This is a genomic window from Pantoea sp. X-Soil-TKNS-1279 (assembly GCF_059730565.1).
This window is the reverse complement of sequence record NZ_AP035952.1, coordinates 174226-196763: the sequence shown is the minus strand read 5'-3', so window position 1 is coordinate 196763 and position 22538 is coordinate 174226. Positions and strand designations below refer to the sequence as shown.

The window sequence follows — 22538 nt, the reverse complement described above, 5'->3', positions numbered from 1 at the left end:
AAAACCTAATAAGAAAGCGAACAGTGATTATTTCCCTGTGTGGAGCTTGGTCAGTAGTATCACCAGTTCGAAGATAGCGGTAAAAGGTTCGGGTTCAGTATCCGCGGTAAAACGTTCCGCCAATCGTGCTGCACGGTTGGTGGCGACGGCCAAATGTTCACTGGTGGTTGCAAATGCTTTACCCGCGCCTTTCTCATAACCATGAATACGTAGCTTCAGGCGGCGCATCACTTCGTCGCGGTGTAGTGAAGCCTGAATATCTTCATAGTGCAGTAGCAGCCATAGCTCAAATTGCTGATCCACACCAACAGATCACCTTCATGGGGTACTACCTGGAAGGCTTCCACGCCGGGGGCAACCTGCGTACTGTTGTTGGCATTCAGCGCCAGTGGCAGGTCTTGCGGGCAGGTGCTGAGAAGCAGACAAATTTCTTGTTTGCCGCTGAGCCGCAATGTGTCCCCCGCAAACGGGGTGAGCTTCAGGGCGCCCGGTTAGAAGATATCCGCTGGCGGATCAAAATTCATAAAACGGTCATCTTCCACGGGGTCATGGTGGTCATCACTTTGCCACGTTGGTGTTGCAACCGCTGCGCTGGCTGCGGGTTGCCATTGTTGTATTCGCTTGTCTGCCGCCCGACTGATATAGAGGAGCGTTTCTGCCACCAGCACCAGTAGCGCATTATGCTGCGGAAATTGTGGGTCGATACCTTCCCGACCAAGCATTAACCGGGCCACGGAATAACACATTGGGGCCGCCGTACCCGCCAGTACCGTTTGCAGCAGCGCCACGCAACTCGCATGCGTGGTATTGAGCACGCGTATTTTGGCGTCCTGAAAAGAAACAGGCAGTCTAAGGGCATGTAGCGTTCTGATCATGGGGTCGAACAGCACCCGGTAAGGCAGAGCCAGACTATTTTTCAGGCGAACAATCTGAACAGTCAGTTGCGATGAGGCATCGCAGACGATGCGCACCGGTGCAGCACACCAGGTGGATAGTGTGGTTAAGGGTTCCATTGGCACTCCTTGCCCTGGAAATGAGAGAAGGTGCACTGCCCGACGCAGTGCCATGCAAAAAAACACGACGCAGATCAGCATGACCTCGCATCGTGTTTTTACGGGTTAAACCGTACGGGATATTCTCAAGATTTCTGTATCAACCGGAGCAAGATACTCACATTCTCTGGTCACGGGTTGACCAGCATCTTTAAATCTGTAATACGCCGTTGCTTTTATATTTTCGGATACCATCCGGTTTTGTGCGCATTTTTTTTGGTCACTTTCGACAGATCGCGGAATCGCTTCATAGTCCATTTTTTTAAGCAGAGTAAACTTATATGGCGAGACGCCTGAAGTGTTAACTTTCCTGGCTATCTTATTATGACTTTGAACTATTTTTTTTCTTATACGGAACATCTTGTCCTTATGGTCGATTTCCTTAATTTTTTGTCGCTGTATTTTCGTATCAATCACCGCTGCCAGCGGCGTATCGCTATTTTCAATCTCCAACGTCACATTATAAGCATGTTCACATGTTTTCTTAATAATGGCATTCGAACTGTTTAACGTCTGGATGTTCTGCGCGTGATCCTCACTGGATACCCTGTTCTTCTCTGACTGCTGCGCATAATCCTCTTTATTTTTCAACAGTTCCCTACAGCGACGTTTCTGTTCTCTCTTTTCGTTGTTCTGCTGATTTTCTATTCCGGCACGAATAGCCGCACCCGATTTGTCATTAAGTTGAGAAACAGACTTTGGCAGGGCATGGATGGATTGCATAATCATAGAAACATTGTTCACACCGGTAGTTGGCATGAGATGAGGGGTAGGGCTTTGGTTAAACAGTGTAAAAGAGAGAGCGTGATTTACAGCGAGAGGCTGGATGGTCGTGAGCATATTGGGCATCAGAGACTCCTGAGTTAAGCGAGATTCGGCTGAGAGGAATGGGACAGTTTTATATTCGGCAGACAAATCAGCAGAATTTATTTTTTCGCCATCAACCCTACGACACATGGGGGGTAAATTTCCTGAATTTTCTCTGAATTTTAATTCTAAAGTGTTATTAATGCTGCGAACCAGGTATGCGTTGAAATACGAACCGGATATCGCTTTATTTCCCTTGCCGTAATCCTCTGACAATCGCTGCCTGTAATTCGGATGCTGACACCGCGCGAATAAATACCGAGGTATTATGCATTGTCGCACCCTGCACGGGCATGACGATGACGGTTGACAAGTTGCTCAGTTGTAGCCTCCTGGCCAGCAAGGCACTGCTGCTCAACACGCGTCGCGCCTGGGTGATTGTCTGCTTCTCCGGCATGGCGATGTGCATTGCTTTCACTACCCGTGCGATATCCTCGACCTCGACCTCGACCTTGCCTTGCTGTTGCGCCATGCTAAACAAAGTCAGATGATTCTGCTGCCATACGCGTCCCCCTGCTGTTGCCACAACGTCACAGCGATTGCTGAGGCCGTCTCTGACACGGACCAGCCAGCACCGGCCATCGGCCAGTCACGAAAGACAAAACGGACCTGTGGGAAATCGTGCATCATTTGCGCGATGACTGCGTCCATCTTTCCGCAGGGCAGGCAGCGATAATCGTAAAAGACTATCACTATGACGGCCGCGCCATCCGGGCCAGTATGGGGGGCGCTGCTGCCAGATGACTGGCGGACCAGCCCCAGTGCGCCGGTATTCACATTATTTATCAGGTTATTGATATTGGATGTGTTGCTGGTGGTGGCGGTGTCGAGTCACCAGGCCGTTGACCGAGTTTACCGTAAAGGTATTACTACTCAGAATGTTTGTTGCCATTTGAAGCGTTGATATTTTTTATTTGATTTTGTGATGCGACTCGCTTAAGTATGGTTAAAATTAAAAAACATGAAATAAAATGTGTTGGCGCAAAGAAAGTGAGCTGTAAATATGCGCTTAAAAAACGGATCGGGTTGGCTTGAATATGAGATTTGAGAGGCGCGCTTTAAATTTGCGAGGAATTTTTAAACTGATTAATTTTAGATTTCGTTAATTTATTTTATCATTTTGTTGTGAAGATCATTGCAATTCTCATTCTGAACGTTATTGTGCAATGGTTTTTGTATCCTAAATGTGATGCGCAAATCGCGCCACAAAAAACGCGGTCTCGCTTAATATCGCATACATCCCAGAGAGAAAATTTATACGCGTCAGGAGTTAAATCCACCCTATGCCCTACATTTCCGTCAGGCATCTCACCAGCACTTCTGGTCAGCATCATTTCAAACTTGATAAAAAACAAGGAAGCCAACAAAAACAAGATGATTTTCTAAAGACATTGGCTCGCCAACGCGGTTTACATTCAGGAAATCCAGGGAAGCATTTACTCGCCAAAGCGATTGTTCATGTTGCCACCACGATGGTGGTTATGGGCGAGAGTTATGCTACAACGGCAGGAAGTGCGGATAAACGCAGGTTAGAAAATAATATTGAGATGGCTGGCGTCCGTTCGCATCAGAACAACGTCGCCAGCGCGGTGAGAAATGAAATTGCAAGACAGAATGCCGGCGAAAGGGTCGCCAAACCTGAACATCGTTCGGCCTTTGCCATTCCCGCTGATCGGGCGCTGGCATTAAACACGTCAGTGTCTTCACTGTCGCGGATGGTCAGATCCGTCCCGTTGCGTTCAATGCCACAAGCCACCACTATGACAACCCCCATTCCTCGCGATGATGTAAAAAAAGTCGAATTGCCGCGTTTCGTGATTAAAAAAATTGACTCCTTGAATGATGCACTTGTCAGCATAACTAAAGGGGGAGCACACCCTTTTCAATCTCTGATGGATATTGGCAGCGATATTTATAGCATCATAAGCTATAAGGACGTGAGTCATGATACCCGAAAATTATTGATTCAAATTGGCAGCGTTATTGATGATATTGCGGCGTTAATTCCCGACGTCAATTTTACCCGTTTTCCATTTAAATTAACCGAACTAATGACGAAGCCCGATACACCGCCTACGGCGGAAGAATTAACCGGGTTGTTGAATGATGTTCATGCACTGAAAAGCTATTTCAGTCAGGAGGTATTTCCAACCACGCAGGCGAAGTTACAAAAGGGTGCAAAAACTGGCACCCTTACCGTCACTGACCGCAACGGGAAGTCGCACACTTTGCCGGTGAGTTGGTATAAAAAAACCAATCGGGATACCCAACTTCCTGACGGGGGTGAATGGAAGATTCCATTAAGAGGCTATCGCGCCAGTAAAAAAGAGATGTTGATTGAACGAGACAACGGATTATACAGTTCAATGGATAATCATGATTTTATCAAGATAAAAAAGGATTTTTATCCGGTTGAGTTTCTCAAGGGACAACCGGATAATGCCTTTATTATCAACTCTGATGAGCAGGCTACCATTCCTGTCGAGCGTGTAGCTGGAAGTTCAACTGAATGGCGCGTGGTATTTGGCATGCGCAGCAGCAAAAATAAACCGGACACCACAGATATTCAGTGGGAGCATCGTCTGGCTTCTGCGGCCTCATCGCATACACTGGAATTGGCCCAACCTGATATGACTACCGGTATTGCAACCATTGAAGGTGAACAATATATCAGAGGAAATTATGGTGTCTATAAAATTGAATACAATGATAGCATCAAATCCTATGTGGTGAAAACCGGCGATGGATTAGACTATCCCGTCAGCTATAATAAAAACACCTTCACCTGGGAAACGAAAATCGTTAATTTCAAGTCGCATCGTTTAACATCGAACCGTTTTAAACGGTTTGATAATCACTTAAAAGAATCAGTGATTAAACAGGAACTAAAAAGAAGGAGCCGAAGCGACAGGCTGCGCTATCCGGTCCAGGCAGGTGATATGATCAAATTCCAGAGGATAGATTATATTTTCGAGGCTGATGGTTTCACCGAGTTGCGCTCGGTTAATTATGATAAATATGTCAAAGTGATGCGGGGAATAAAAGGTGCAGAGCAAGAGATTAAGTTTGCGCTGGAGGCGATTGCCAAACCTCATAATTCACAGGTGAGAAAAGTGATCAGCGAACATTTTGCTATTTCCGAATCGTCTATCACCCCAAAATTAATTAATGAAGTGAAGAATAATCTGATGGCGCTACAGTCTGGGATCTTATGGCTTCGTCGTAGCGAGTACAGCATTATGACGCTAAATAATTTGCCAGGTGTAAGAGGGCGATATGATGGCAGCTACATTCCAGAATATAATAAAATCGTTATTTATGATGAAGCCCTTAAAGAAGGAAAGAGCGGTATTGAGCATATGATTAAGCATGAACTGGGTCATCACAGCATTCCCGATTTGAAACGCCCTTTCAGGACGACGACAGATAAGATGTACCGTCCACGCGATCGTGGAGAGAATATCCATAAGAGTATTTCCAGAGATGAACGCAGTGGCGTGACCTATGATGATGGCGGCGAAAGTTTTATGCGCAGTATGAAGGCCAGCAATTTGGATGAGGCTTGGGAAACCTATAAGAATGATGAGAAATTAAGAATAAATATGGAGCTGTATAACCCAGACTCGGTGGCGGATCTGACTACGGGACTGGCAAAAGTTATTCATGCCGGGAATATTCCCGCGGGCGACAGAAGGAAAAAAAGGGATCGCATGTTTAGTGGGACGGAATCATACGATGTGTAGCGGCGCAATCTATCGCGCTGCCGAAAGCATGTTTTTAATTGATCCCTGATGACTTACGTTTGTTGCTCTCAACTCAGGAGGACACGTATGTCACAATATCGGGGATATTATCGCTACGCTGCCCGTGGTGAACACAGCATCAAACGCCAGCAACAGGTACGTTATCTGCCGGGGCTGGAGATACGGGCCGCGGCTAACCTACAACCCCACATGCTGGTGATCACGGCAGGACTGAGCCGCATTTATCGGGAAGGCAGCCAAATTATGGCACATTTTAAACTCAGCGATCGGCTCGCCAGTGTCACTGGAGTGGTCGATGTCAGTGGGAAGATGGTTAGCCGGGAAACCTGGTATCCGTACGGTGGTACAGCCAGTTGGTTGACTGCTGCTGAGAGCGGGGCGAAAGTTAAATTTCAGCGTTATGCAGACAAAGAGCGCGACGCCACCGGGCAATAATCTATACCTCACTTACCGATGTTCATATCACTTTAGTCGTGTCTCGCCCCGCACCATTTTTTCTTCCTTAATACCAAAATAGCGTACCACTTTACGTAAATCTTCGGCATCGGATTGGTGGCGTGCTTTTTCCTTCTGATATTGTTCGGCTTCCGTCTCCAGTTGCAGGATATTACGTCGCATAGCCGCCTCCAGCAGACGGACATCATAGACTTCCTGGGTCACCACCACCTGTTGCAGCGTGAGATGTAGCATGGCCTGATCAATACTGAGCGACGCCTGCTTTCGCACCTGTTCATTTTCAGCAATCTGAGTTTCAAGCCGGGCGATGTTTTTTTGTGTCTCCTCAAGTTTTGCCAGACATTGCATTTTACGACGGCGGTGCAGTTCGCCGAGCTTAGAAAAAAGCGTGCGCGACATGTAGCATTTTCTCCAGAGTAGTTTCAGGCGCTTCACTTTCAGCAGAAGTCTGCTGAAGGAAGTCCATGAGTATGGTTTTGTGCTCAATCACTTTATCGGTGAAATCATCATGACCAGTTTGGTATTCTCCCAATTCCAGCAGCAGTTGCACTTCATCCAGCCGTTGTAATGCGCGGCGGAGAATGCCTGCAATTTCCTGTTGTTGTGGTGAGGTAATGCGGGAAAACAGGCGACTCAGGCTGTTCAGCACATCAATGGCAGGGTAGTGGTTGGCGGCGGCAAGTTTGCTGGAAAGGTAGATATGGCCATCAAGTATCGAACGTACCTCCTCACCGATGGCATCATGCCCATGTTGCGATTCGAGCAAAATTGTAAAGAAGGCGGTGATCATGCCGCGATCTTTGCCGCAACCGGCGCGCTCCAGCAAACGAGGCAATTCGGCAAACACCGAGGCGGGAAAACCGGAGGATGCCGCAGGTTCTCCGGCGGCAAATCCGACTTCGCGCAGGGCGCGTGCATAGCGGGTGATCGAGTCCATCAACAGCAGCACTTCACAGCCAGCATCACGGAAATATTCGGCAATCGTCATCGCCACCAGCGCGGCGTTTTTTCTTTCAATCGGCGGGGCATCGGAGGTAGCGTACACCAACACCGTTTTGGCGCGCTGTTGGGGATGTAGCCCATACTGGATAAAATCCTGCACTTCCCGGCCACGTTCTCCAATCAATGCAATAACAATGACTTCAGCATTGTCGTGCTGCAACAATGCCTGAAGTAGCGATGATTTTCCGGCACCCGCGGGCGCAAAAATGCCGACACGCTGGCCTTTACTACAGGTCATCAGACCATCTATTGCCCGTACGCCAGTGAAAAAGGGCTGATTAATCGGCCTGCGTCGCAGCGGGTCCACAACCTGACTTTCAACCGTGCGTAGTTGCGGGGAGAAACGCGGCTCAGAGGCTGGCTTGTCTGCCACCATGCTGGCGCAGAGTTCACCGACACCATTATAAATGCCGCCAAGGCTTTTCTCGCTGACCTCAACACATAATGGGTGTCCGGTTGGAAACACCTGAGAACGCCCGTTCAGCCCTTGCCCATCGTCGAACAAACTTAGGATGGCGCAGCCAGGTTTAAAACCAATCACCTGGCCACGTCGCCATGTTTCTGCGCGGGCATCGGCATGAATCAGGCAAATCTCGCCCAGCCTGACGTGTGGCAGTGGCACTTCCATAATGCCCCCAAGCACCTTCAGCGGGCAGGCATAATGCTCGATAAACTTAATCATGGTGACGGCTTACCCTAACCGACTGAAACGATCTTGCAGGCGGGTACAGAGCAGGAAAAAACTTTCGAGCAGTGACTCAAAGCCGTCTTCCTGTTCGAAACAATTCTCATCGACCAGCGCTTTCAGCTCATAACCTTCATCGCCATGCCCCAGCACCGGTTGCCCGGTGATGACGGATGGCAGCGTCTCTTGTAATTCCAGCCATAACTCGGTTCCCCAGGCATCCAGCGTGTCACGGTTCATCCACGTCAGACGACTCCATAACCATACGCGTTCATCAATCAGCGATAAGAACATGCTCGGAATATTTTCCAGACCGATTTCAATGGTGGAGTGGGAATCAAATTGAAACTCTTCGCCTTTATAGCCCATTTTATCTAACGAACGACGTAGCATCTCTGCGAGATCAAATTGCATTTTCTTTCCTTATTCATTCCTGGCTGCGCGCTCGATCGCGCAAGGTTGGTTTTACAATAAATTTAGCGGGCGAAAGGCGTTAACTACTGCGTATATCCATTTTGCCGGACAAGCCAGAGCGGAAATAAAAAGGCTGTGCGCTGTAATACTGATCAACACATGACTGGATATCTCCCGGTAGTGAGCTTTTCACCTGAATTGACTGTCTGGAGGTGTACCAGGTGACCTGCACCGACGTTTCATCAGACCAGCGGTAATAAACCCGTGGCAGCATGCAGCGAAGAATCAGACGCTGAATTTGTGCGGTCATTAGCTGGTCGTTGGCGTGATTGCCAGGTTCGTCCGCAGTGGACTCAGGAGATGAACAGGCTGAAAGTAACACGCAACACAAAAATGCCATAAAAAGAGTCTTTATCATTGGATATCTTTTATTTTCAGTTTGTTCGATTATTCTCCGCACAATTATAAATAACTGCCGTTAAATCAATCTGATATTACCATGATAATTACGTGTGTGGACTTGTGGCACCTGTCTGAAAATTTAGTATGGCGCGTTATATCCCGCAAAAGTCAGCCAATATTATGCAACCGAGAAAATTAACCCCGTTTACGGCAATTGATGGGCCAGTAATTAAAGCCGCCAATGCGCCACGTCCGGCGCTGGAAGATGCACTGGAGCAATTCAAACGTTATCTCTCCCGTCAACGCCGTCTCCAGGACAAACAGGCGGAGGAACGCTTTCAGAAAGCATTTGAACAGGGGAAGAGTGAAGGCTTCCGCCAGGTACTGGCGCAGGTGCCGGAAACGCTGGTGCAACAGCAGCAACTGATGGAAAACTGGCTGAGCTGGCTTAAAACGGAGCTGGAACAGCGGCTGCCTGGTTTGCTGATGACACCGCTGGTCCTTGATAACTTTATCAAGACGTTAACGCGGGAATTCTCCATCACGGAAGCCACGCTCTGGTTGCCGCGCAGCGTGGCAGAGGAGGCCGGTTCGCTTGAACAGCGTTGCCGGGCGTTAGGTATTTCGCGGTTTAACATCAAAATTCACGAGCATAAACAGCAGTTCAGGCTGGAGGCGGGGCCAATGGTATGGGTGTTTGATGCCCGTAAACAGGTGATACAGCAAGTGGTATGGCAGCTCGGTAAACCTGAGCTGCAAAAATAATGCAATAAAGAACCGTAGCGGTGCGATTTATCGCGCTGCTACAGGGAATACAAGCTACTGATCACGCGAGCATATATTCACATAATCAGCTTATTTTCAGGTTTTCATAATTTAATCGCAGGATTATCACTCTGCGTATATAGCCCGTTTTCTCACTCATCGAATAATCCTATTACCTTGTCGTAACGCTGGCGTATCTGCCAGGCACGACTTTCTGTACTTTGGATTGAGTATTGAGTTATGACGGAACGGACGATCTCCTCTTAGCTGCGCTGGCAGACAATTTTTGTATTATTTCATTATCTGTTTTCTTTATTGATTTTTTCCTTGCCTGCACATGCCCTTAGCCCGGGGGCTAGCGGTCCACCGTCCGAAGAAGTTTTCACCTCAGAAGCCTCGCCGCTACGTGATCACATGGCGCAGTTCTGGGGATCCGCGCAACAAAGTAATGCCAGCGATGCGGCGCGCGGTGTCGCGAACAGTGCGGTGAACAGCGCACTGACCGCCGAAGTCGAAAGCTGGCTGAAGTTGGGCGGTGGCAAAGCGAAAGTCTCCCTCGATACCGGTTTCGCTGGCAACCACAACCGGGATATTGGTCTGGATTATTTCTGGCCGTTGATCGAGTGGGTGAGCTGAATGGGTTTCCCTGACTCAACATCGGTCATCTTCCAACCGGCATTTTGTGGTGCGTCCAGACCGATTTTTCTTTTATCCCCGGCGGCACATAACGATCCATCCGGTACTGCCAGTTTAACGCTCTGATCATCATCGGGATGTTCAGGATTGGCCGCCACTTCGGGCCACTGGACAAACGGATATTGCTGCGAGATTTGTAAACTGGCACGGCAGCCAGCGTTTGGCACATTTTCTATCGGTCCCCCATATGGCACCATCCTGAAAGCATTGTAATTGTCGCGAAACAGGGTAAGAAACCGCACCGTGACCATAGGCTAATTGGGATAACAAAAACGAGATTAATATTGTCATTCCTTTTAGCAGGGTCGAGCCTATCTTGATTATTTTCATAGAATTAATTCCTGCAGTAACCAGTCGTGATAAGGTTAAAATACGGCATAGGTGATTGGCGTGCGAATTAATAGGTTGGGTAGAGTCCGAAGAAATTCCTCTCAGGAAAGGTATGGGACGATATTAATTATTTTTCCAGAGGTTGGTTGAGAGTTATTAAGCGAGGCGTTAATAAGTCTGTTAGCGGGGGTGAAGTTACATTGCGTAGCGTTATCTCACTTCGCTTAATATTTAACAAATGAATTTTATGTCAGATAAAAGAAAATAGACGAGACGGTTTCATTTATATTGTGTTAGAGAAATTAAATATTGAGGGAATGTTTTTCTTTATGCGCCGTCATTCTTTCAGACGGCACAAAAAAAACTTCACTCGCTTTTCGTACTGCCAGGCAATGCCACTGATTTTAACTGATTACGCGCATCCCAGGTCATGGGTTGATTGGTGTTAAGCACCAGCAGATGGCCGTTAGCATCAAAGAAAAGGTCAACATCCTCGGGTTTGATAATGCCGGAGGCATCCTGTTTCACCGCCCGGTTGGAGGTGGGAGAGACGACCATCGTCATCGTGTAACGTTTGTTGCCATTATCACTACGGTGACGCATCACGCTCAGGCAAATCCGGCCCCTGAATGCCCGCTTTGATACTTTCCTGGCCGGTGGCTTCAATCAACTGATAAAGAGTGTCGTAGCGGTAGGTACACAGCCCATCGACGCGTTGATTGCGAAAGAAGGAGGTGGGCTGTGCGGCATCATCCTGAGTAATCACATTGCCCGCAGGATCATATCCGTAAAGTAAATCCTGCAAGACAGCGCCATACTGGCGTCCTTGTTGTCCGGGAGCGCGAACCAGAATACGCAGCAGACTTTGCAGTGTGGGACAATATTCGCGCCAGGTCGTCACGTTGTTGCCTGCGACTTCACGACACGCTTGATTGAAGACATCATATTCGATGGATAACAGTACCGGTATCAGGGTTTCGGGTTGTTCATCCAACGCCGCCAGTGTGACTTCACAGGATAAAGGTAGCCCCAGCAGGGTGTAGCGATGCGCCTGAATATTGCCGCAGGCATTGGTCATGTCGGTCATTTTCAGCTCCTGGAACGAATAAGGGGGGCGGAAACATAACCTGCGTGATGTCCGATTAACACCGGAATGGTGGTAAGTTAAGACCACGAACCTTATCTTAAATTAGAAGCTGCTTTTGTTTCATTTTTATTTTTTTGGATTTTATTGTGACGAATTTATTAACTCTTCATCTGTGTCTGTGAAGGTATAATCATTTTATTTTAAGTTTTTTATCATGGCGCGCTTGAAATGAAATTAGCCTGATGGACTACAATTTTATTTTTTATTTCCTGTCTGGAGATGTTATGTCTGAAATTGGATCGGTATCTGTTAATCTCGACTATACAGATAAGCCACAATGTCACCGAGATACACCTGCTTATCGGCTTTCTGAAAACATTAAGCTGCTGAAAAATACAACGGGTGAAATCCTCTCATGTTTAAATCGCGTGAAGAGCCTGGTTATGTCACCTTTTACCCTGCCTTTTGCCATTCATAATACGTTCTGTCAGATAATGAATAAGGTAAATACCGGTTTGCAAGAGAAAGCCTTTAAGCAAATTGATAAAATGTTGAAGGAATGTATCGACAAAGGAAAGACGGCGAGAGATGAAACGGTGGCGGCATTGGGACAGTCGACACACTGGGCACCAGAGCGGATCGAAAAACTGGTCGATGCCGCACTCCTCTGGGGTTCAGCAGAGCATAATCGTGAAGCGACAACACAAATTATCAATGAAATGTCAGAACAACATGAGACAACGGAATTGACTGCGGAGCAACAACGCGAGTTAACAGAACTGCAAAAAACCTTGAAGGATCAGGAAAAAGAGTGTGAAGAATCGTTCGCAAGGATGACAAACTTAAATAAAGATTGTAGTGAGTCTGCCAGGTTGAAAAACCTCGATATCATTGGCGGTTTTTTGCTGGAATATCTGGACGTTAAAACAACGGTTTTGCTACTCAGTTTTGCCATGTCGTTTCCCTATGAACGTGTCACTGCGGTTTCGGCCAAAATGGGCCTGCAATTAAGGTTTGTCGTGCCGGAGAGTAAAAACCCTTTCACGCCTTTCAACGCTAATGACAGACCCAAAAAATTCACTATTGAAGGTTGTGGTTATGTTGAAGCGGCGTTATCAAAGACCCTAAATATTCTGAAGCAATACTTTGGTGTCGCTACCTCAACGGCGGATCTCTACGCTCAGGCGAGGACTATTATCAGGCGAAGAGTATTTGTGAGTGCTGGCTTTGAGTTAAATGAACAGCAAAAATATCAGAAAATTCCAGGTATTACCGTTTCGTATGAGAGCGTGCTGCGTGGTTATGGCATCGTCGGTGTTCATGCGTTGGGAGGGGCAGGCGCGTCGTGCTCCACACTCATCGGGAGGGGTTCAGAAAAACACAGTTACTCGTTAACCGATGAGTGGCTCAAACTGGCTGTTATCTTTCTCGGAACATTGAGCTGTGGTGCTGTTGCTTATACATATGTGGATGACAAGGCCAGCGACCAACTCATGGCTGCTATTGGCAGTATGATTGCATCATCGCACCTGTTAACGACAATTTTGCCGGCGCGCAACCGTACAGACATGAGTATCATTAACTGGGCGCCGGGAATTAAAGCAGGGGTCATCGATCATCAAGGCACAAAAATCGAGACGACATTCGGTGGCAGATGGATCAGTAAATATATTCCTAAAACCTCCTGAACCATCACGGCACGGATAAAATACCAACGGCCTCTGACGAGGTCGTTGAACGTATTATACAACCTCTTTCACCGACTCATCATGTCGAATATCCGTGAATTTTGTGAGAACGACATCCGATACTAAATAGACGGATGGCATGATATTGGTATTGAACATGGTAGCGGCCAGAGCATCTTCTGAGTTATCTTTATCGGCGATTCTTTTGTTGCCATCCTTATAGGTGTATTTAAAGGGCTCTTGTCGCGTGTACGTGGTGGACTCAGGTTTTAAGCCGAGTGATTTGGACATTATTCCGAATAAACTGGCACTGATGGTGCTGTTACAGACAGTCGCCAACACGCCGATGGTATTGTTAATTGTATAACCGACCATCTTACCCGGTTCACTGATAAAAACTGAGGCGGATATGCTGACCAATATTGGCACCAGCTCGGTGAGAATCATTTTTGCTTTCTCGGCATTCGATGCAGCAATGAACGTCGGCCATTATCTTACTATTTCGGTCGCCTTTTGTAATGCGGCAAAAAAACTAGCACCACTTATAATGCTTCTGGCCCATTCCCTGGGAATCTGTGCAGTGTGGTGTGCCGCTAAAGCACCTGCAAAACCCGTTGCCGCATTGCGCAAGCTGGGAAGTGGCGCGTGCAGCAGATCCAGCGGCTCACCGTTGCTGGCTTTGATGTCATGCTGATTACATAGCACGGCGGAACACCAAACCGGCTGTTCCCGACACAACACCATCAGCCCCGGAGCCAGCGCCAGATTGGCGCGTTGTGACTGGCGGAGTTGCCGGGTGGCGTCGGGACCGGCGGGAGACGCGAGAAACGCAGGCTGGAGCATATTTTCCAGCACCACTTTATCCCAGCGGGTGTTCAGTGCCTGCAAACCGAGATGGGTGGTGCTGGCGGCGCTGTGCCAGGGTCTGCACCTCACCACCGGGGCGAGAGGGCAAATGCGCCGCTGGCGTGGTGATTCAGATAGTGACGAGTGATCTGGCTGGCGCGGCTCTGGGCCGCCTGGTAAAACGTCGCGATGGTTTCCGGAGAAAAGCGGTCCTGATAGTCGTGAATAAGCTGCGCACAGCTTTATTCACCACATCGAACACCGAGGAGATACCAAATTCGGCCATTTGTTGCTGCAATTGCAACAGCAGGTCCGGTTGTTCAGGAGAATGAGAGATCATCATAGGGTTCCTTTGTTGCTGAGAGGGCGTTGTGCCGTAAGGCAAACGTGAACCAGGGTAAAGAGAACCAGATTGCAAAAATACTGCTCAACCGGCGTGAACAGGTATGACAAATAAGGGAGGACTTTTTTTTCGAACCCGACTGATGGAAAGCGGGTGTCATAAAAGGAATAAATACGACGATGTTATGGCGGGTGGCTTCATGCCCGGTGACGTTTTTTCAATGATGGTGAGAATATTTTATGAAATTTGATGCGTTACAACGCGTTATTTTAACGGCTGCAACTTTAGTGATGTTATCCGGCTGTACTCTTCAGTCTTCAGACCTGGTGGATTCCCGCTCCTGCAATGCCAACACCAGTTTTACCCGCGGAATGAACGACGGCGCAGCAGGGGGGCCTATGGACAGCGACTATATTAATTTCTGCCCGGAAAATAGCCGTAACGCGATGCAGCAGGCTTATCGGGACGGTTATATGCAGGGACGTGACACCCGTCGCGAAGACGAACGTAGTGAACGCCCGCTTCCTTCCGCGCCCGACGTGAATATTAATGTTGGTCATCAACGGCCCGGCTACGGCAAACCCGTCGGTGCCGCCCCTGAACGTCAATATTTCTGTAAAGTGAAAACTTTTGGCACGGAATATTCTGCCTTCGGTCGTACCGAACTGGAAACGCGTCTGACGGTGCAGAAAAAATGTGAGGCAGGAAATGGTCAGAGTTCGATGTTTTGTCGTGCTGAAAAAATAGATTGCCAGATTAATAAATAGCGCCTGTCGTAGCGGTGCGATTTATCGCGCCGCTCTATAAACATTTCCCCCATCAACGAAACGAAATTTCGGCATGAGTAATGGGGTTGTTCGCCTTAACGTATATGCTGTTTATTCGGTCTTTTTCGGGATAAACATTCCCGTCGTCATGCATTGCCCCGGCGCGGATACGGGTATATGTGCCGTTGATCATTTCTGCCACATAATAACTCCACGCGCTCTCTTCCCCGGCAGGTAAAGATACATGTAAATCACGCGCCGTTTTATCCGCTTCATTACTTAAAAAATGCACGTTAATGGTTTTACCCTGCGGGGCTATCATCGGCTCGCCGTTGACCAGTTGGTCGATTGTCGCGATCTCTTTGGTCCATTCGCTATTGACCGGTGTGGGACGACCAATTTTGATGTGATCAATATCGACATCAACCACGTTATAAATACGCTCGTGGCTGCCGCTGGCAGCGGATTCCATTTCCGCCACGGCATAAATTAATTGATAGCCCTGACTGTCGGGTAATTGGCAACGATGGGTGACCAGTCCCTGTACGTTTTCATCACTGCCACGCTGGGTGCAAAAAGGTTTGCTGGCAAAGCTGTCGCGCGTCAGATGGTTGGCCTTATCCAGCCTTTTTTGCCAGTCTGGTTTGGTGAGATAATATTTATAACTTGCCACACGGGAAGGCGCGGTGAATTGCCAGCTAATATCAACGTTGCCTTTATCCAGCGAATTCTTTTCCCAGCGGGTGGCGCGTTCGCTATTTAATGATGAAAACTGTAACAGGCCACCGCTGGCCAGCCGGCCATCTTCAGGAAAATCACCGCTGAATGCGGTTGAGTTGATGACCCGATCAGCGATATACATCGCTTCGTTATCACATTGGTTATTTTTGCCCTGCTTGCACATAGCCGCCCGCGAAGGTGGGTCCACCACATAACCTTGCGAATATGCCACACCGCTCACCAGTAAGCCGACCAGGGTAATGGCGGATTTATTGAATTTCATAACTGTTCTCGTCGATTCTCGCGCGAAGAATAAAACCTGATTGTCAGGTAATAGAATTTTCCCGTGATTTTGCTGAATAACGCAGCCCGGTTGAATGAGTAACTTCTTATCCCGAGCGAGAAGTTGCGATTTCTACACGGGATAATGGTTTTTTAGTTTAATTACTCTGCTATTCTCGCTGTAGAAGAGAAAAACCTTATTCCGCCAGGTGACCAGGGTATCTATATTCCATGCCGAATTCATAATGAATCACCAATTAACACGTTTTCTTAGAGCTTCACCGCAGAATCGTGGGATTGCATTCATTTCAACTTAATATTGATGAGCAATAAATATGAAACTTAACAAACTGGCATTTGCTGTTACAACCCTGTTGGTCAGTGGTGCGGCCTGGTCACATGGTTACTTACTGGACCCACCGGCGCGTGCGTTATTGTGTAATAAGATCAAGGAAACTCATGATAAAAACTATCCCACTGAAAAGATGAACACCGGCTGCGGAAATATTCAGTATGAGCCGCAAAGTATGGAAAGAGGCAAGGGTTATCCTCTGGGTGAACTACTTGATGGTATGATTGCCAGCGCTAACAGTGTGCGTGGTCCTGAATTGGATGCGCAAAGCGAAGCGCGCTGGAATAAGACCCCGATGTCTGCTGGTGAGCATCAGTTTACCTGGTACTTTACTACACCGCATCCGACCACGAAATACGAATATTTCATCACCAAAAATGACTGGAACCCAAATCAGGCACTGTCGCGCGCCTCTTTTGAATCCACGCCATTCTGTACCGTTAGCCGTAATGGAGAGCGTCCGGGGCAGACTGACAGCCATACCTGTAACGTTCCGGCCCGCGAAGGATATCAGGCGATTCTGGCCGTCTGGACGGTCAATGACACCAGCGCGGCGTTCTATAACATTGCTGATGTTGAGTTCAGCGGTAGTAACATCGGTGGTGGTGATGATGGTTCCCACGAACAGCAGCATAAACCGGTCATCCATTTTGCACAGAACAAAATCGTGGTGGAGAAGAACAGCGCCAACGCGGCTTATGCGATGGATGCATCCAACACCCAGTATGCTAACAACTACATTTGGGAAGTGGTGGAAGGTTTCGACAAATTCCAGTTGCAGGAGAAACATGCAGCGCCTACCACTCGCAGACTGGAAGGTCCGAATATCACCGCACCACGCGCCTGGGTTAAGGGTGACCATACCGGTACCGCGACCTACCGTCTGACAGCAACAAACGATTTTGGTAGCGTGTCGAAAGATATCCAGGTGGAAGTCAAAGACAGTATCCCGCAAGGCAGCGCCTGGGTGGTGGGTCATCAGTATTTCGCAGGTGATACGGTGACGCATAACGGCCAGACGTATAAGTGTCTGAACGACAACAAATCACAGAGCGATTGGGCACCGGGCGCGGCACATAGTTTGTGGCAACTGGTGAAGTAAGTTTTCTTGCGTGAACAAAGCGTCAACGGCTCTGCTGTTGACGCTTTTTTATTGCTAATGCCGGGTCCGTTTTACCTGGCGTAATGTCTGGCACAGATAGCGTTTGTCATCATTGGTCAAATTATGCAGGCGCAGTGACTGCAACGCGCTACATGCTTTGCCGCCCGCTTTAGGGTCAACACGCAGATCGCGCGAAAGCTGACGCAGGATCTCGCTGCTGATGCTGTTAAGTTGGCTGCGGGTTTCATCCAGCGAGCGCGGCGGGGTTGGACGGTGTGTGTCTGATAGCCAGTCGGCGCGATAGCGGTACTGAATCGCCTTCGCGACATCCATTTGCGCCTGAATAAATGGCGCGACTGAGTCCGGAGACAGGCCGAGTTTACGCGCTTCTGCCAGCGAACTGTCCAGTACGCGTTGTTCCTGCGGCAAATCCTCCACGGGTTTATGATTGGCGGCTTTCCAGGCGGCGACGTCTTTCATCATTGACAGACGTTGGCCTACCAACCCGCCAACCGACGCGGCACTGGCACTCCATGAACAGGATGCCAACAGCGCCAGCACTCCCCAGATCCACTTTCTACCCTGATGTTTCATCTTCATTACCTCTCCCTGTAGTGATCTTTTTGATGCATTTCCTGATAAAGCAGCCAGGCAAAGAATAATTTACCTGATGGCGAGCGGGGCAGTAAATGCCTGCAATGTGAGGGATGAGGACTCTGTCGCTATTGCGCCCCTGACAGGGTCAACCCGCCAATGAGTGACGGCTGTCCGGCGATACGCTGCAACATCAGCACACAATGCACCCGCTCGCCGTTGAGCCGCTGCACCCATAATGGCTGGCTAAACTGGATGCGGGCGGTGTCGGCATACCATTCAATCACCTCATGTATAAACGGGGGAGAGCAATGGGCATTGAGTAATTCCAGCGTGCTTACCGAAAGGGTTTCATCGGGGAAAAAAACCGCAGGCGTTCCGCGCCACTCAATTTCGCCTGCGGCCAGGTCCAGCGTAAATATCAGGCTGGAGGCCGTATCCGCCAGGCGGGCAATAATTTGCTGTTCGCTTTCTCTGCGTGCCACCATTTGTCGGTGGGCATCGACGAATTCACTGAGGCAACCGGAAATAATCGCTGAAAAAATCAGATACCACTGTACCTGCCATACCGTCAGTACCGTTGCCTGTGTCGAATGGTCGAATGACGCGGCGGTGGTCATGATGGCGTATTGCAGCAGCAGAAGCAGACCCACCTGGCGAGTGGAAAGAATAAAAACGCTTAACAGCAGGGCGCTGAACTGAAGCCACAATGGATTCAGCCCCAGCCACGGGCCGTTATCGGTGGCTGCCAGCAGTAACATCAGACCAAGGTTGCTGGCGAGAACCGGGATGCTGTGCCAGCGGCTGGGTGAGAAGGTACTCTCTCTGCTATGCAGAAAATGGAGGATAGACAACGCCGCCGTGAGCGCGGCCAACGTCCAGGAGAGAAAATGCTGCGGAGCGACGGCATAGCCTGCCAGCAATAAACAGCAACTGAGCAAGATGCTGCCGAGGCTCAGGCACATTGCCACGATCCCGACCTGGCACAGCACCTGAATGACCGGCTGTTGCCAGCGTAGCTGTGGCAACTGGCGCAGCAGCAGGACACAAAGTGGAAACACCACGATATCAAAAGCGGCAAAAATCCCGGCGAGTAAAGGAGGACGTCCGGTATACACACCGCACAATGCGTGCAGTAGCCCGGCGGTGATTAGCCACATTGGCCAGTCGCGCCGGGGCGATAACCACAGCGCTGCCAGCAGCAGACCTGCCGGAAACCACACCGTCGAGGAGAAACTCCACGGGTCGCGGTTTTGAAAACTGAACAGCGCCAGCACGGTGTAAAGTGCCGCAAAACCTGCCCAGTACAGCAGCGTTTTTTTGATGGGATGGCCCCCAGTCAGGAAAACGGTTTATCACGGAATATCTCAGGAACGGCGGGAGAATGACTGATCGCGCGCGATACCCCGTAGAGATCTTATTCATGAATGTAGCTGTTCGAGCTCGCTTTCGCTCAGACCCGTTACCTTCATGATAGTATGGAAATCGAGTTGCTCCTGCATCATTCGCTGTGCAACCTCTTGTTTCTCCTCCCGCTTACCCTCCTGGTGTCCTTCCTGACGCCCTTCCATCCGCCATTGCTGCTCAATCGTCACAATTTGTTCCTTTAATTGCGGTTTAGCCTGCATCATTATCTCAACGAATTTATCGCGGTCCTCCGTTTCACCGTAACGAAGCAGGTACAGGATGACATCGCTTGAGAGATCATCATTGTAATCCAGCGCCAGCAACGTTGCCATTGGGTCAATATTTTCCAGCATGTCACGAATACGCACTATTTATGCGCCATCTCCAGTCGTGCCACACTGCGGTGCAGCAGAATTTCATCATCAGGGATCATGGTGACATCGACCAGAGAGAAAGGGCGACAAAAGACCTGTTCAGCCAACTGCGGATCGGGAAAGGCGTTCAACCAGTTCATTGAGTAAGGGTAGGAACTTGTTTTGCCATGATAGAACAAAATTGGTATCACAAGAGGCAATTCATCATGGCCTTCATCCAGATGACGCTGCATCGCAGCAATGGCGTACCGCATCAGCCGTAAGGTCATATGCTTATCGGGAGAACTTTGATGTTCAAGCAGAGCGTAGACGTAGCCTGCGCCACATCTGCCCGACATGGTTCAGTTGAACATACACCGCTGCGGCAGCGGCATTTTTAAACTCCACGATCAATTGCGTGTGTGGTGCCGTTTTTATCCAGCTACGCTGATAGCGCCATTCGGGAGGAAAGCTGGCGTGGTCAAGATGGTTATAAACGATACCTGATCCGGGTTTTCCGCTTCGACAGCATTTAATCTAATCGGGATCGCTGAGAGGGGAGATAAGTTGCTGATTAACATTGGCAACTGCTGATTCTTGAGTGCATTCAGGAATTCTGCGACCGGGAAAGGTTGGTGCGTATCTGTGTTGAGAAATTCAGCACAACTGTTTGCGGCAAGTTGGAGCGGAAGAGGGGCCGTTGGATAGTTAAGCGCGGAGTTAGCATGCAACTTCAGGGTGAAGTTAAACATGGGGATAGCTTTGTCTTCATGCGGTATGGCGGGAGATGGCATCGCTGACGATGTCATGACACTGCGCGATGACGCCAGCTAAAGTTACCGGCCGACAACCCGCGGAATCGACGGAGCTACGGCCCAGCAACGGCACACAGGCCCATTGATCAACCAAATGCAAAACCGGTTTGATACCTTGCCGTGGTGCAAGGCGTATCGCGTTAATCCCCTGAATAGCCAGCACAGGGGGGGAAGGAGTGCCCGGCTGTGAAGTGATGGCAGAGGTCTGTTGTTCAAAATTAAGCAGCTTCGCCTGAATATGGACGAGTAACCCGGTTTCACTGTTGAACGATTTTGCACCCGGTATACCTTTTGTCATGTTTTTGTAGTCTGCTAATGCCGCGTCGGCGGTTAGTGGAGGAGGAGTGATAAACCATGACTTGATAAAACTGCATGTATTCCGAACCAGCCAGGGTACCAAAGTGGCTTTTTTTGCCTCGCTGCCTGAACCGCCAGGGTGAATAAATTCTGGTGAAGATAGGGGATTGGCTGCATCCGGGATCATTCTTTTCCTCCATAGCTATGAAAAAAACATGAAGCTGTTGCCTGATTTTTTCTAAATACAATTAATGGAAATCGATCATATACACTGCGATATTTTATGTTAATTACGTGAGTTAGTTGAACTGGTAATAATAAGTTAAAGCTAGTGAATGATTATTGGAGTTTTTCTCCCTCTGTATATGATGTTTCCAGGTTAAGATTTATTTGCGCGATCTCGTTATTCATCTCGTTAACTATCCGGGCTACATTAAGATAAACATGCCATGAAAAATTCATGAAAGCCGCTCGACAAGACATTCTGCGATGACAAAGATGGAAGTCTGATTTCAGATTAACAACCATGTCTCAGAGGGGAAGGCAATGATAATCACAGGTCCACACCAGGGTTCTGCCTCAGACTACATTGATCTTCTTATAGGTGATCGAGTATCAAAAGAAGGCGCCAGAAAGTTCGTAAAATACATAACTAATGTCAAAGTCTCTCTTAATTTCCTAAAGCCGAAATATGTCAGGAAAAGTGGTTATAGTTTGAAGTTTCAGAGAGCTATTGTGTGTTCTCTTAAAAAAGGGATTGAGGGCGATAGAATTACCGTCCGGCAGGAAGGCGATAAGGCGAAAATTATTCGCTTATTGACCCGAGTTGAGCAAAGGCTAGAGGAGAAAATCTCTAACATCACCAGGGGAACTTTATCCGTCAGTAAGATCATGCAAATGAACGGCTGTGACGACTGGCAAACCCAACGATTACTCTCTGCTAAATCAGGTAGGGGGATATTTTCCCTGGTGGGACAGGGAAAATATTCATGGGGTAGCGATCGAATTAATAATGACTGGGTGTCTAAATTCAAACATTCTTATGATAAATGTTGCACGAAAAAACTCAACACACATGAAATGCTGACCTATATGGCGCGCAAGGGATTTAACATTGATATTGATACGCTTATAGTGAGCGACACCAGAGAATCCATCAGATCCTATGGTGAGATAAAATGCCTGACGAACAGCACACCAGATGTTGTTGTCAAAGTAAATAATGCGATTGCATTTGCCAAGAAATACAATATGAGCGTGGTTGATACGATTCGCGTGATAAAAAGTCATGTTTCTGATCATGACGTTGTTTTTGTCGAAGGTAATCATAATGCCGTGCATCCACAAGAAGATGGTCAGCAATTTATCAAACCCTGTTGTTTTTTTGATATAACAAAAAAGAACGATACTGAGTTTACGCGGTTTTAATAGTGAAATAATGGACCGCCAGCG

General features: G+C 48.4%; 29 protein-coding genes. 8 read left to right on the top strand and 21 right to left on the bottom strand.

Going from position 1 to position 22538, the window contains the following annotated elements; genetic code table 11:
- Nucleotides 1-27: 27 nt before the first annotated feature.
- From AC6I8N_RS26780 to AC6I8N_RS26760, 5 genes are all read right to left on the bottom strand, one after another.
- Nucleotides 28-303 (bottom strand): RloB domain-containing protein, encoded by a 276-nt coding sequence (locus AC6I8N_RS26780; RefSeq protein ID WP_497831632.1) that lies wholly within the window; start codon nucleotides 301-303, stop codon nucleotides 28-30.
- A gap of 188 nt (nucleotides 304-491) precedes the next feature.
- Nucleotides 492-1013, bottom strand: a complete 522-nt coding sequence (locus AC6I8N_RS26775) for a hypothetical protein (protein WP_497831631.1) — start codon at nucleotides 1011-1013, stop codon at nucleotides 492-494.
- Between the two features lie 105 nt (nucleotides 1014-1118).
- Nucleotides 1119-1901 (bottom strand): hypothetical protein, encoded by a 783-nt coding sequence (locus AC6I8N_RS26770; protein ID WP_497831630.1) that lies wholly within the window; start codon nucleotides 1899-1901, stop codon nucleotides 1119-1121.
- 205 nt (nucleotides 1902-2106) lie between these two features.
- Nucleotides 2107-2391 carry a hypothetical protein gene (locus AC6I8N_RS26765; protein WP_497831629.1) on the bottom strand — a complete coding sequence of 95 codons (285 nt, stop codon included), beginning with the start codon at nucleotides 2389-2391 and terminating at the stop codon, nucleotides 2107-2109.
- Between the two features lie 11 nt (nucleotides 2392-2402).
- Entirely contained in the window at nucleotides 2403-2570 is a 168-nt protein-coding gene (locus tag AC6I8N_RS26760) for a hypothetical protein (RefSeq protein WP_497831628.1), read from the bottom strand.
- Nucleotides 2571-3202: 632 nt separating this feature from the next.
- Here AC6I8N_RS26760 and AC6I8N_RS26755 point away from each other — a divergent pair.
- Nucleotides 3203-5662 (top strand): hypothetical protein, encoded by a 2460-nt coding sequence (locus AC6I8N_RS26755; protein ID WP_497831627.1) that lies wholly within the window; start codon nucleotides 3203-3205, stop codon nucleotides 5660-5662.
- Nucleotides 5663-5749: 87 nt separating this feature from the next.
- Nucleotides 5750-6118: a hypothetical protein gene (locus tag AC6I8N_RS26750; protein WP_497831626.1), complete on the top strand. Its 369-nt coding sequence runs from the start codon at nucleotides 5750-5752 to the stop codon at nucleotides 6116-6118.
- Nucleotides 6119-6145: 27 nt separating this feature from the next.
- Here AC6I8N_RS26750 and AC6I8N_RS26745 read toward each other — a convergent pair whose 3' ends face one another.
- The 4 genes from AC6I8N_RS26745 to AC6I8N_RS26730 all read right to left on the bottom strand — a co-directional run bounded on the left by AC6I8N_RS26745 (nucleotide 6146) and on the right by AC6I8N_RS26730 (nucleotide 8550).
- Nucleotides 6146-6538 (bottom strand): hypothetical protein, encoded by a 393-nt coding sequence (locus AC6I8N_RS26745; RefSeq protein WP_497831625.1) that lies wholly within the window; start codon nucleotides 6536-6538, stop codon nucleotides 6146-6148.
- Nucleotides 6516-7823, bottom strand: coding sequence for a FliI/YscN family ATPase (locus AC6I8N_RS26740; protein WP_497831624.1), 1308 nt, complete (start codon nucleotides 7821-7823; stop codon nucleotides 6516-6518). The genes AC6I8N_RS26745 and AC6I8N_RS26740 overlap by 23 nt, the downstream gene beginning before the upstream one ends.
- A 9-nt stretch (nucleotides 7824-7832) precedes the next feature.
- The gene (locus AC6I8N_RS26735; RefSeq protein ID WP_497831623.1) at nucleotides 7833-8240 is read right to left on the bottom strand and encodes an InvB/SpaK family type III secretion system chaperone; all 408 of its coding nucleotides are present in this window, start codon (nucleotides 8238-8240) and stop codon (nucleotides 7833-7835) included.
- A 79-nt stretch (nucleotides 8241-8319) separates the two neighbouring features.
- On the bottom strand, nucleotides 8320-8550 hold the full coding sequence (locus AC6I8N_RS26730) for a hypothetical protein (protein ID WP_497831622.1): 231 nt from the start codon (nucleotides 8548-8550) through the stop codon (nucleotides 8320-8322).
- A 236-nt stretch (nucleotides 8551-8786) separates the two neighbouring features.
- On the opposite strand from AC6I8N_RS26730, the gene AC6I8N_RS26725 reads away from it, so the two are divergent.
- Complete coding sequence (locus AC6I8N_RS26725; RefSeq protein ID WP_497831621.1) at nucleotides 8787-9407, top strand: hypothetical protein; 621 nt, start codon at nucleotides 8787-8789, stop codon at nucleotides 9405-9407.
- 327 nt (nucleotides 9408-9734) lie between these two features.
- Entirely contained in the window at nucleotides 9735-10043 is a 309-nt protein-coding gene (locus AC6I8N_RS26720; RefSeq protein ID WP_497831620.1) for a hypothetical protein, read from the top strand.
- On the opposite strand, the gene AC6I8N_RS26715 is transcribed toward AC6I8N_RS26720, so the two are convergent.
- The 3 genes from AC6I8N_RS26715 to AC6I8N_RS26705 all read right to left on the bottom strand — a co-directional run bounded on the left by AC6I8N_RS26715 (nucleotide 10010) and on the right by AC6I8N_RS26705 (nucleotide 11520).
- Entirely contained in the window at nucleotides 10010-10270 is a 261-nt protein-coding gene (locus tag AC6I8N_RS26715; RefSeq protein WP_497831619.1) for a lytic polysaccharide monooxygenase, read from the bottom strand. The genes AC6I8N_RS26720 and AC6I8N_RS26715 overlap by 34 nt on opposite strands.
- Before the next feature lie 529 nt (nucleotides 10271-10799).
- Complete coding sequence (locus AC6I8N_RS26710; RefSeq protein ID WP_497831618.1) at nucleotides 10800-11036, bottom strand: hypothetical protein; 237 nt, start codon at nucleotides 11034-11036, stop codon at nucleotides 10800-10802.
- Nucleotides 11023-11520 (bottom strand): hypothetical protein, encoded by a 498-nt coding sequence (locus AC6I8N_RS26705; RefSeq protein ID WP_497831617.1) that lies wholly within the window; start codon nucleotides 11518-11520, stop codon nucleotides 11023-11025. Before AC6I8N_RS26705 ends, AC6I8N_RS26710 begins: the two co-directional genes overlap by 14 nt.
- A 284-nt stretch (nucleotides 11521-11804) precedes the next feature.
- Between AC6I8N_RS26705 and AC6I8N_RS26700 the strand changes: the two genes are divergently transcribed.
- Nucleotides 11805-13208 carry a hypothetical protein gene (locus tag AC6I8N_RS26700; RefSeq protein WP_497831616.1) on the top strand — a complete coding sequence of 468 codons (1404 nt, stop codon included), beginning with the start codon at nucleotides 11805-11807 and terminating at the stop codon, nucleotides 13206-13208.
- 54 nt (nucleotides 13209-13262) lie between these two features.
- On the opposite strand, the gene AC6I8N_RS26695 is transcribed toward AC6I8N_RS26700, so the two are convergent.
- The gene (locus AC6I8N_RS26695) at nucleotides 13263-13655 is read right to left on the bottom strand and encodes a hypothetical protein (RefSeq protein WP_497831615.1); all 393 of its coding nucleotides are present in this window, start codon (nucleotides 13653-13655) and stop codon (nucleotides 13263-13265) included.
- 42 nt (nucleotides 13656-13697) lie between these two features.
- Nucleotides 13698-14144 carry a hypothetical protein gene (locus AC6I8N_RS26690; protein WP_497831614.1) on the bottom strand — a complete coding sequence of 149 codons (447 nt, stop codon included), beginning with the start codon at nucleotides 14142-14144 and terminating at the stop codon, nucleotides 13698-13700.
- Nucleotides 14145-14795: 651 nt separating this feature from the next.
- Between AC6I8N_RS26690 and AC6I8N_RS26685 the strand changes: the two genes are divergently transcribed.
- Nucleotides 14796-15164 carry a hypothetical protein gene (locus tag AC6I8N_RS26685; protein WP_497831613.1) on the top strand — a complete coding sequence of 123 codons (369 nt, stop codon included), beginning with the start codon at nucleotides 14796-14798 and terminating at the stop codon, nucleotides 15162-15164.
- Nucleotides 15165-15216: 52 nt separating this feature from the next.
- On the opposite strand, the gene AC6I8N_RS26680 is transcribed toward AC6I8N_RS26685, so the two are convergent.
- Nucleotides 15217-16167 carry a lytic polysaccharide monooxygenase gene (locus AC6I8N_RS26680; protein WP_497831612.1) on the bottom strand — a complete coding sequence of 317 codons (951 nt, stop codon included), beginning with the start codon at nucleotides 16165-16167 and terminating at the stop codon, nucleotides 15217-15219.
- A 334-nt stretch (nucleotides 16168-16501) separates the two neighbouring features.
- Here AC6I8N_RS26680 and AC6I8N_RS26675 point away from each other — a divergent pair, with 334 nt between their 5' ends.
- Nucleotides 16502-17620 carry a lytic polysaccharide monooxygenase gene (locus tag AC6I8N_RS26675; protein ID WP_497831611.1) on the top strand — a complete coding sequence of 373 codons (1119 nt, stop codon included), beginning with the start codon at nucleotides 16502-16504 and terminating at the stop codon, nucleotides 17618-17620.
- A 54-nt stretch (nucleotides 17621-17674) separates the two neighbouring features.
- Here AC6I8N_RS26675 and AC6I8N_RS26670 read toward each other — a convergent pair whose 3' ends face one another.
- The 6 genes from AC6I8N_RS26670 to AC6I8N_RS26645 all read right to left on the bottom strand — a co-directional run bounded on the left by AC6I8N_RS26670 (nucleotide 17675) and on the right by AC6I8N_RS26645 (nucleotide 21273).
- A complete protein-coding gene (locus tag AC6I8N_RS26670; RefSeq protein ID WP_497831610.1) occupies nucleotides 17675-18220 on the bottom strand; it encodes a chorismate mutase in 546 nt (181 codons plus the stop codon).
- Between the two features lie 122 nt (nucleotides 18221-18342).
- Nucleotides 18343-19491 carry a hypothetical protein gene (locus AC6I8N_RS26665; protein ID WP_497831609.1) on the bottom strand — a complete coding sequence of 383 codons (1149 nt, stop codon included), beginning with the start codon at nucleotides 19489-19491 and terminating at the stop codon, nucleotides 18343-18345.
- A 144-nt stretch (nucleotides 19492-19635) separates the two neighbouring features.
- Nucleotides 19636-19989 (bottom strand): Rpn/YhgA-type helix-turn-helix domain-containing protein, encoded by a 354-nt coding sequence (locus AC6I8N_RS26660; RefSeq protein WP_497831608.1) that lies wholly within the window; start codon nucleotides 19987-19989, stop codon nucleotides 19636-19638.
- Nucleotides 19989-20333 (bottom strand): Rpn family recombination-promoting nuclease/putative transposase, encoded by a 345-nt coding sequence (locus AC6I8N_RS26655; protein ID WP_497831607.1) that lies wholly within the window; start codon nucleotides 20331-20333, stop codon nucleotides 19989-19991. Before AC6I8N_RS26655 ends, AC6I8N_RS26660 begins: the two co-directional genes overlap by 1 nt.
- Before the next feature lie 75 nt (nucleotides 20334-20408).
- Complete coding sequence (locus AC6I8N_RS26650; RefSeq protein ID WP_497831606.1) at nucleotides 20409-20726, bottom strand: hypothetical protein; 318 nt, start codon at nucleotides 20724-20726, stop codon at nucleotides 20409-20411.
- Nucleotides 20727-20742: 16 nt separating this feature from the next.
- Nucleotides 20743-21273 carry a hypothetical protein gene (locus AC6I8N_RS26645; RefSeq protein WP_497831605.1) on the bottom strand — a complete coding sequence of 177 codons (531 nt, stop codon included), beginning with the start codon at nucleotides 21271-21273 and terminating at the stop codon, nucleotides 20743-20745.
- A 359-nt stretch (nucleotides 21274-21632) separates the two neighbouring features.
- On the opposite strand from AC6I8N_RS26645, the gene AC6I8N_RS26640 reads away from it, so the two are divergent.
- Nucleotides 21633-22514, top strand: coding sequence for a hypothetical protein (locus tag AC6I8N_RS26640; RefSeq protein WP_497831604.1), 882 nt, complete (start codon nucleotides 21633-21635; stop codon nucleotides 22512-22514).
- The last annotated feature ends 24 nt before the right edge of the window (nucleotides 22515-22538 follow it).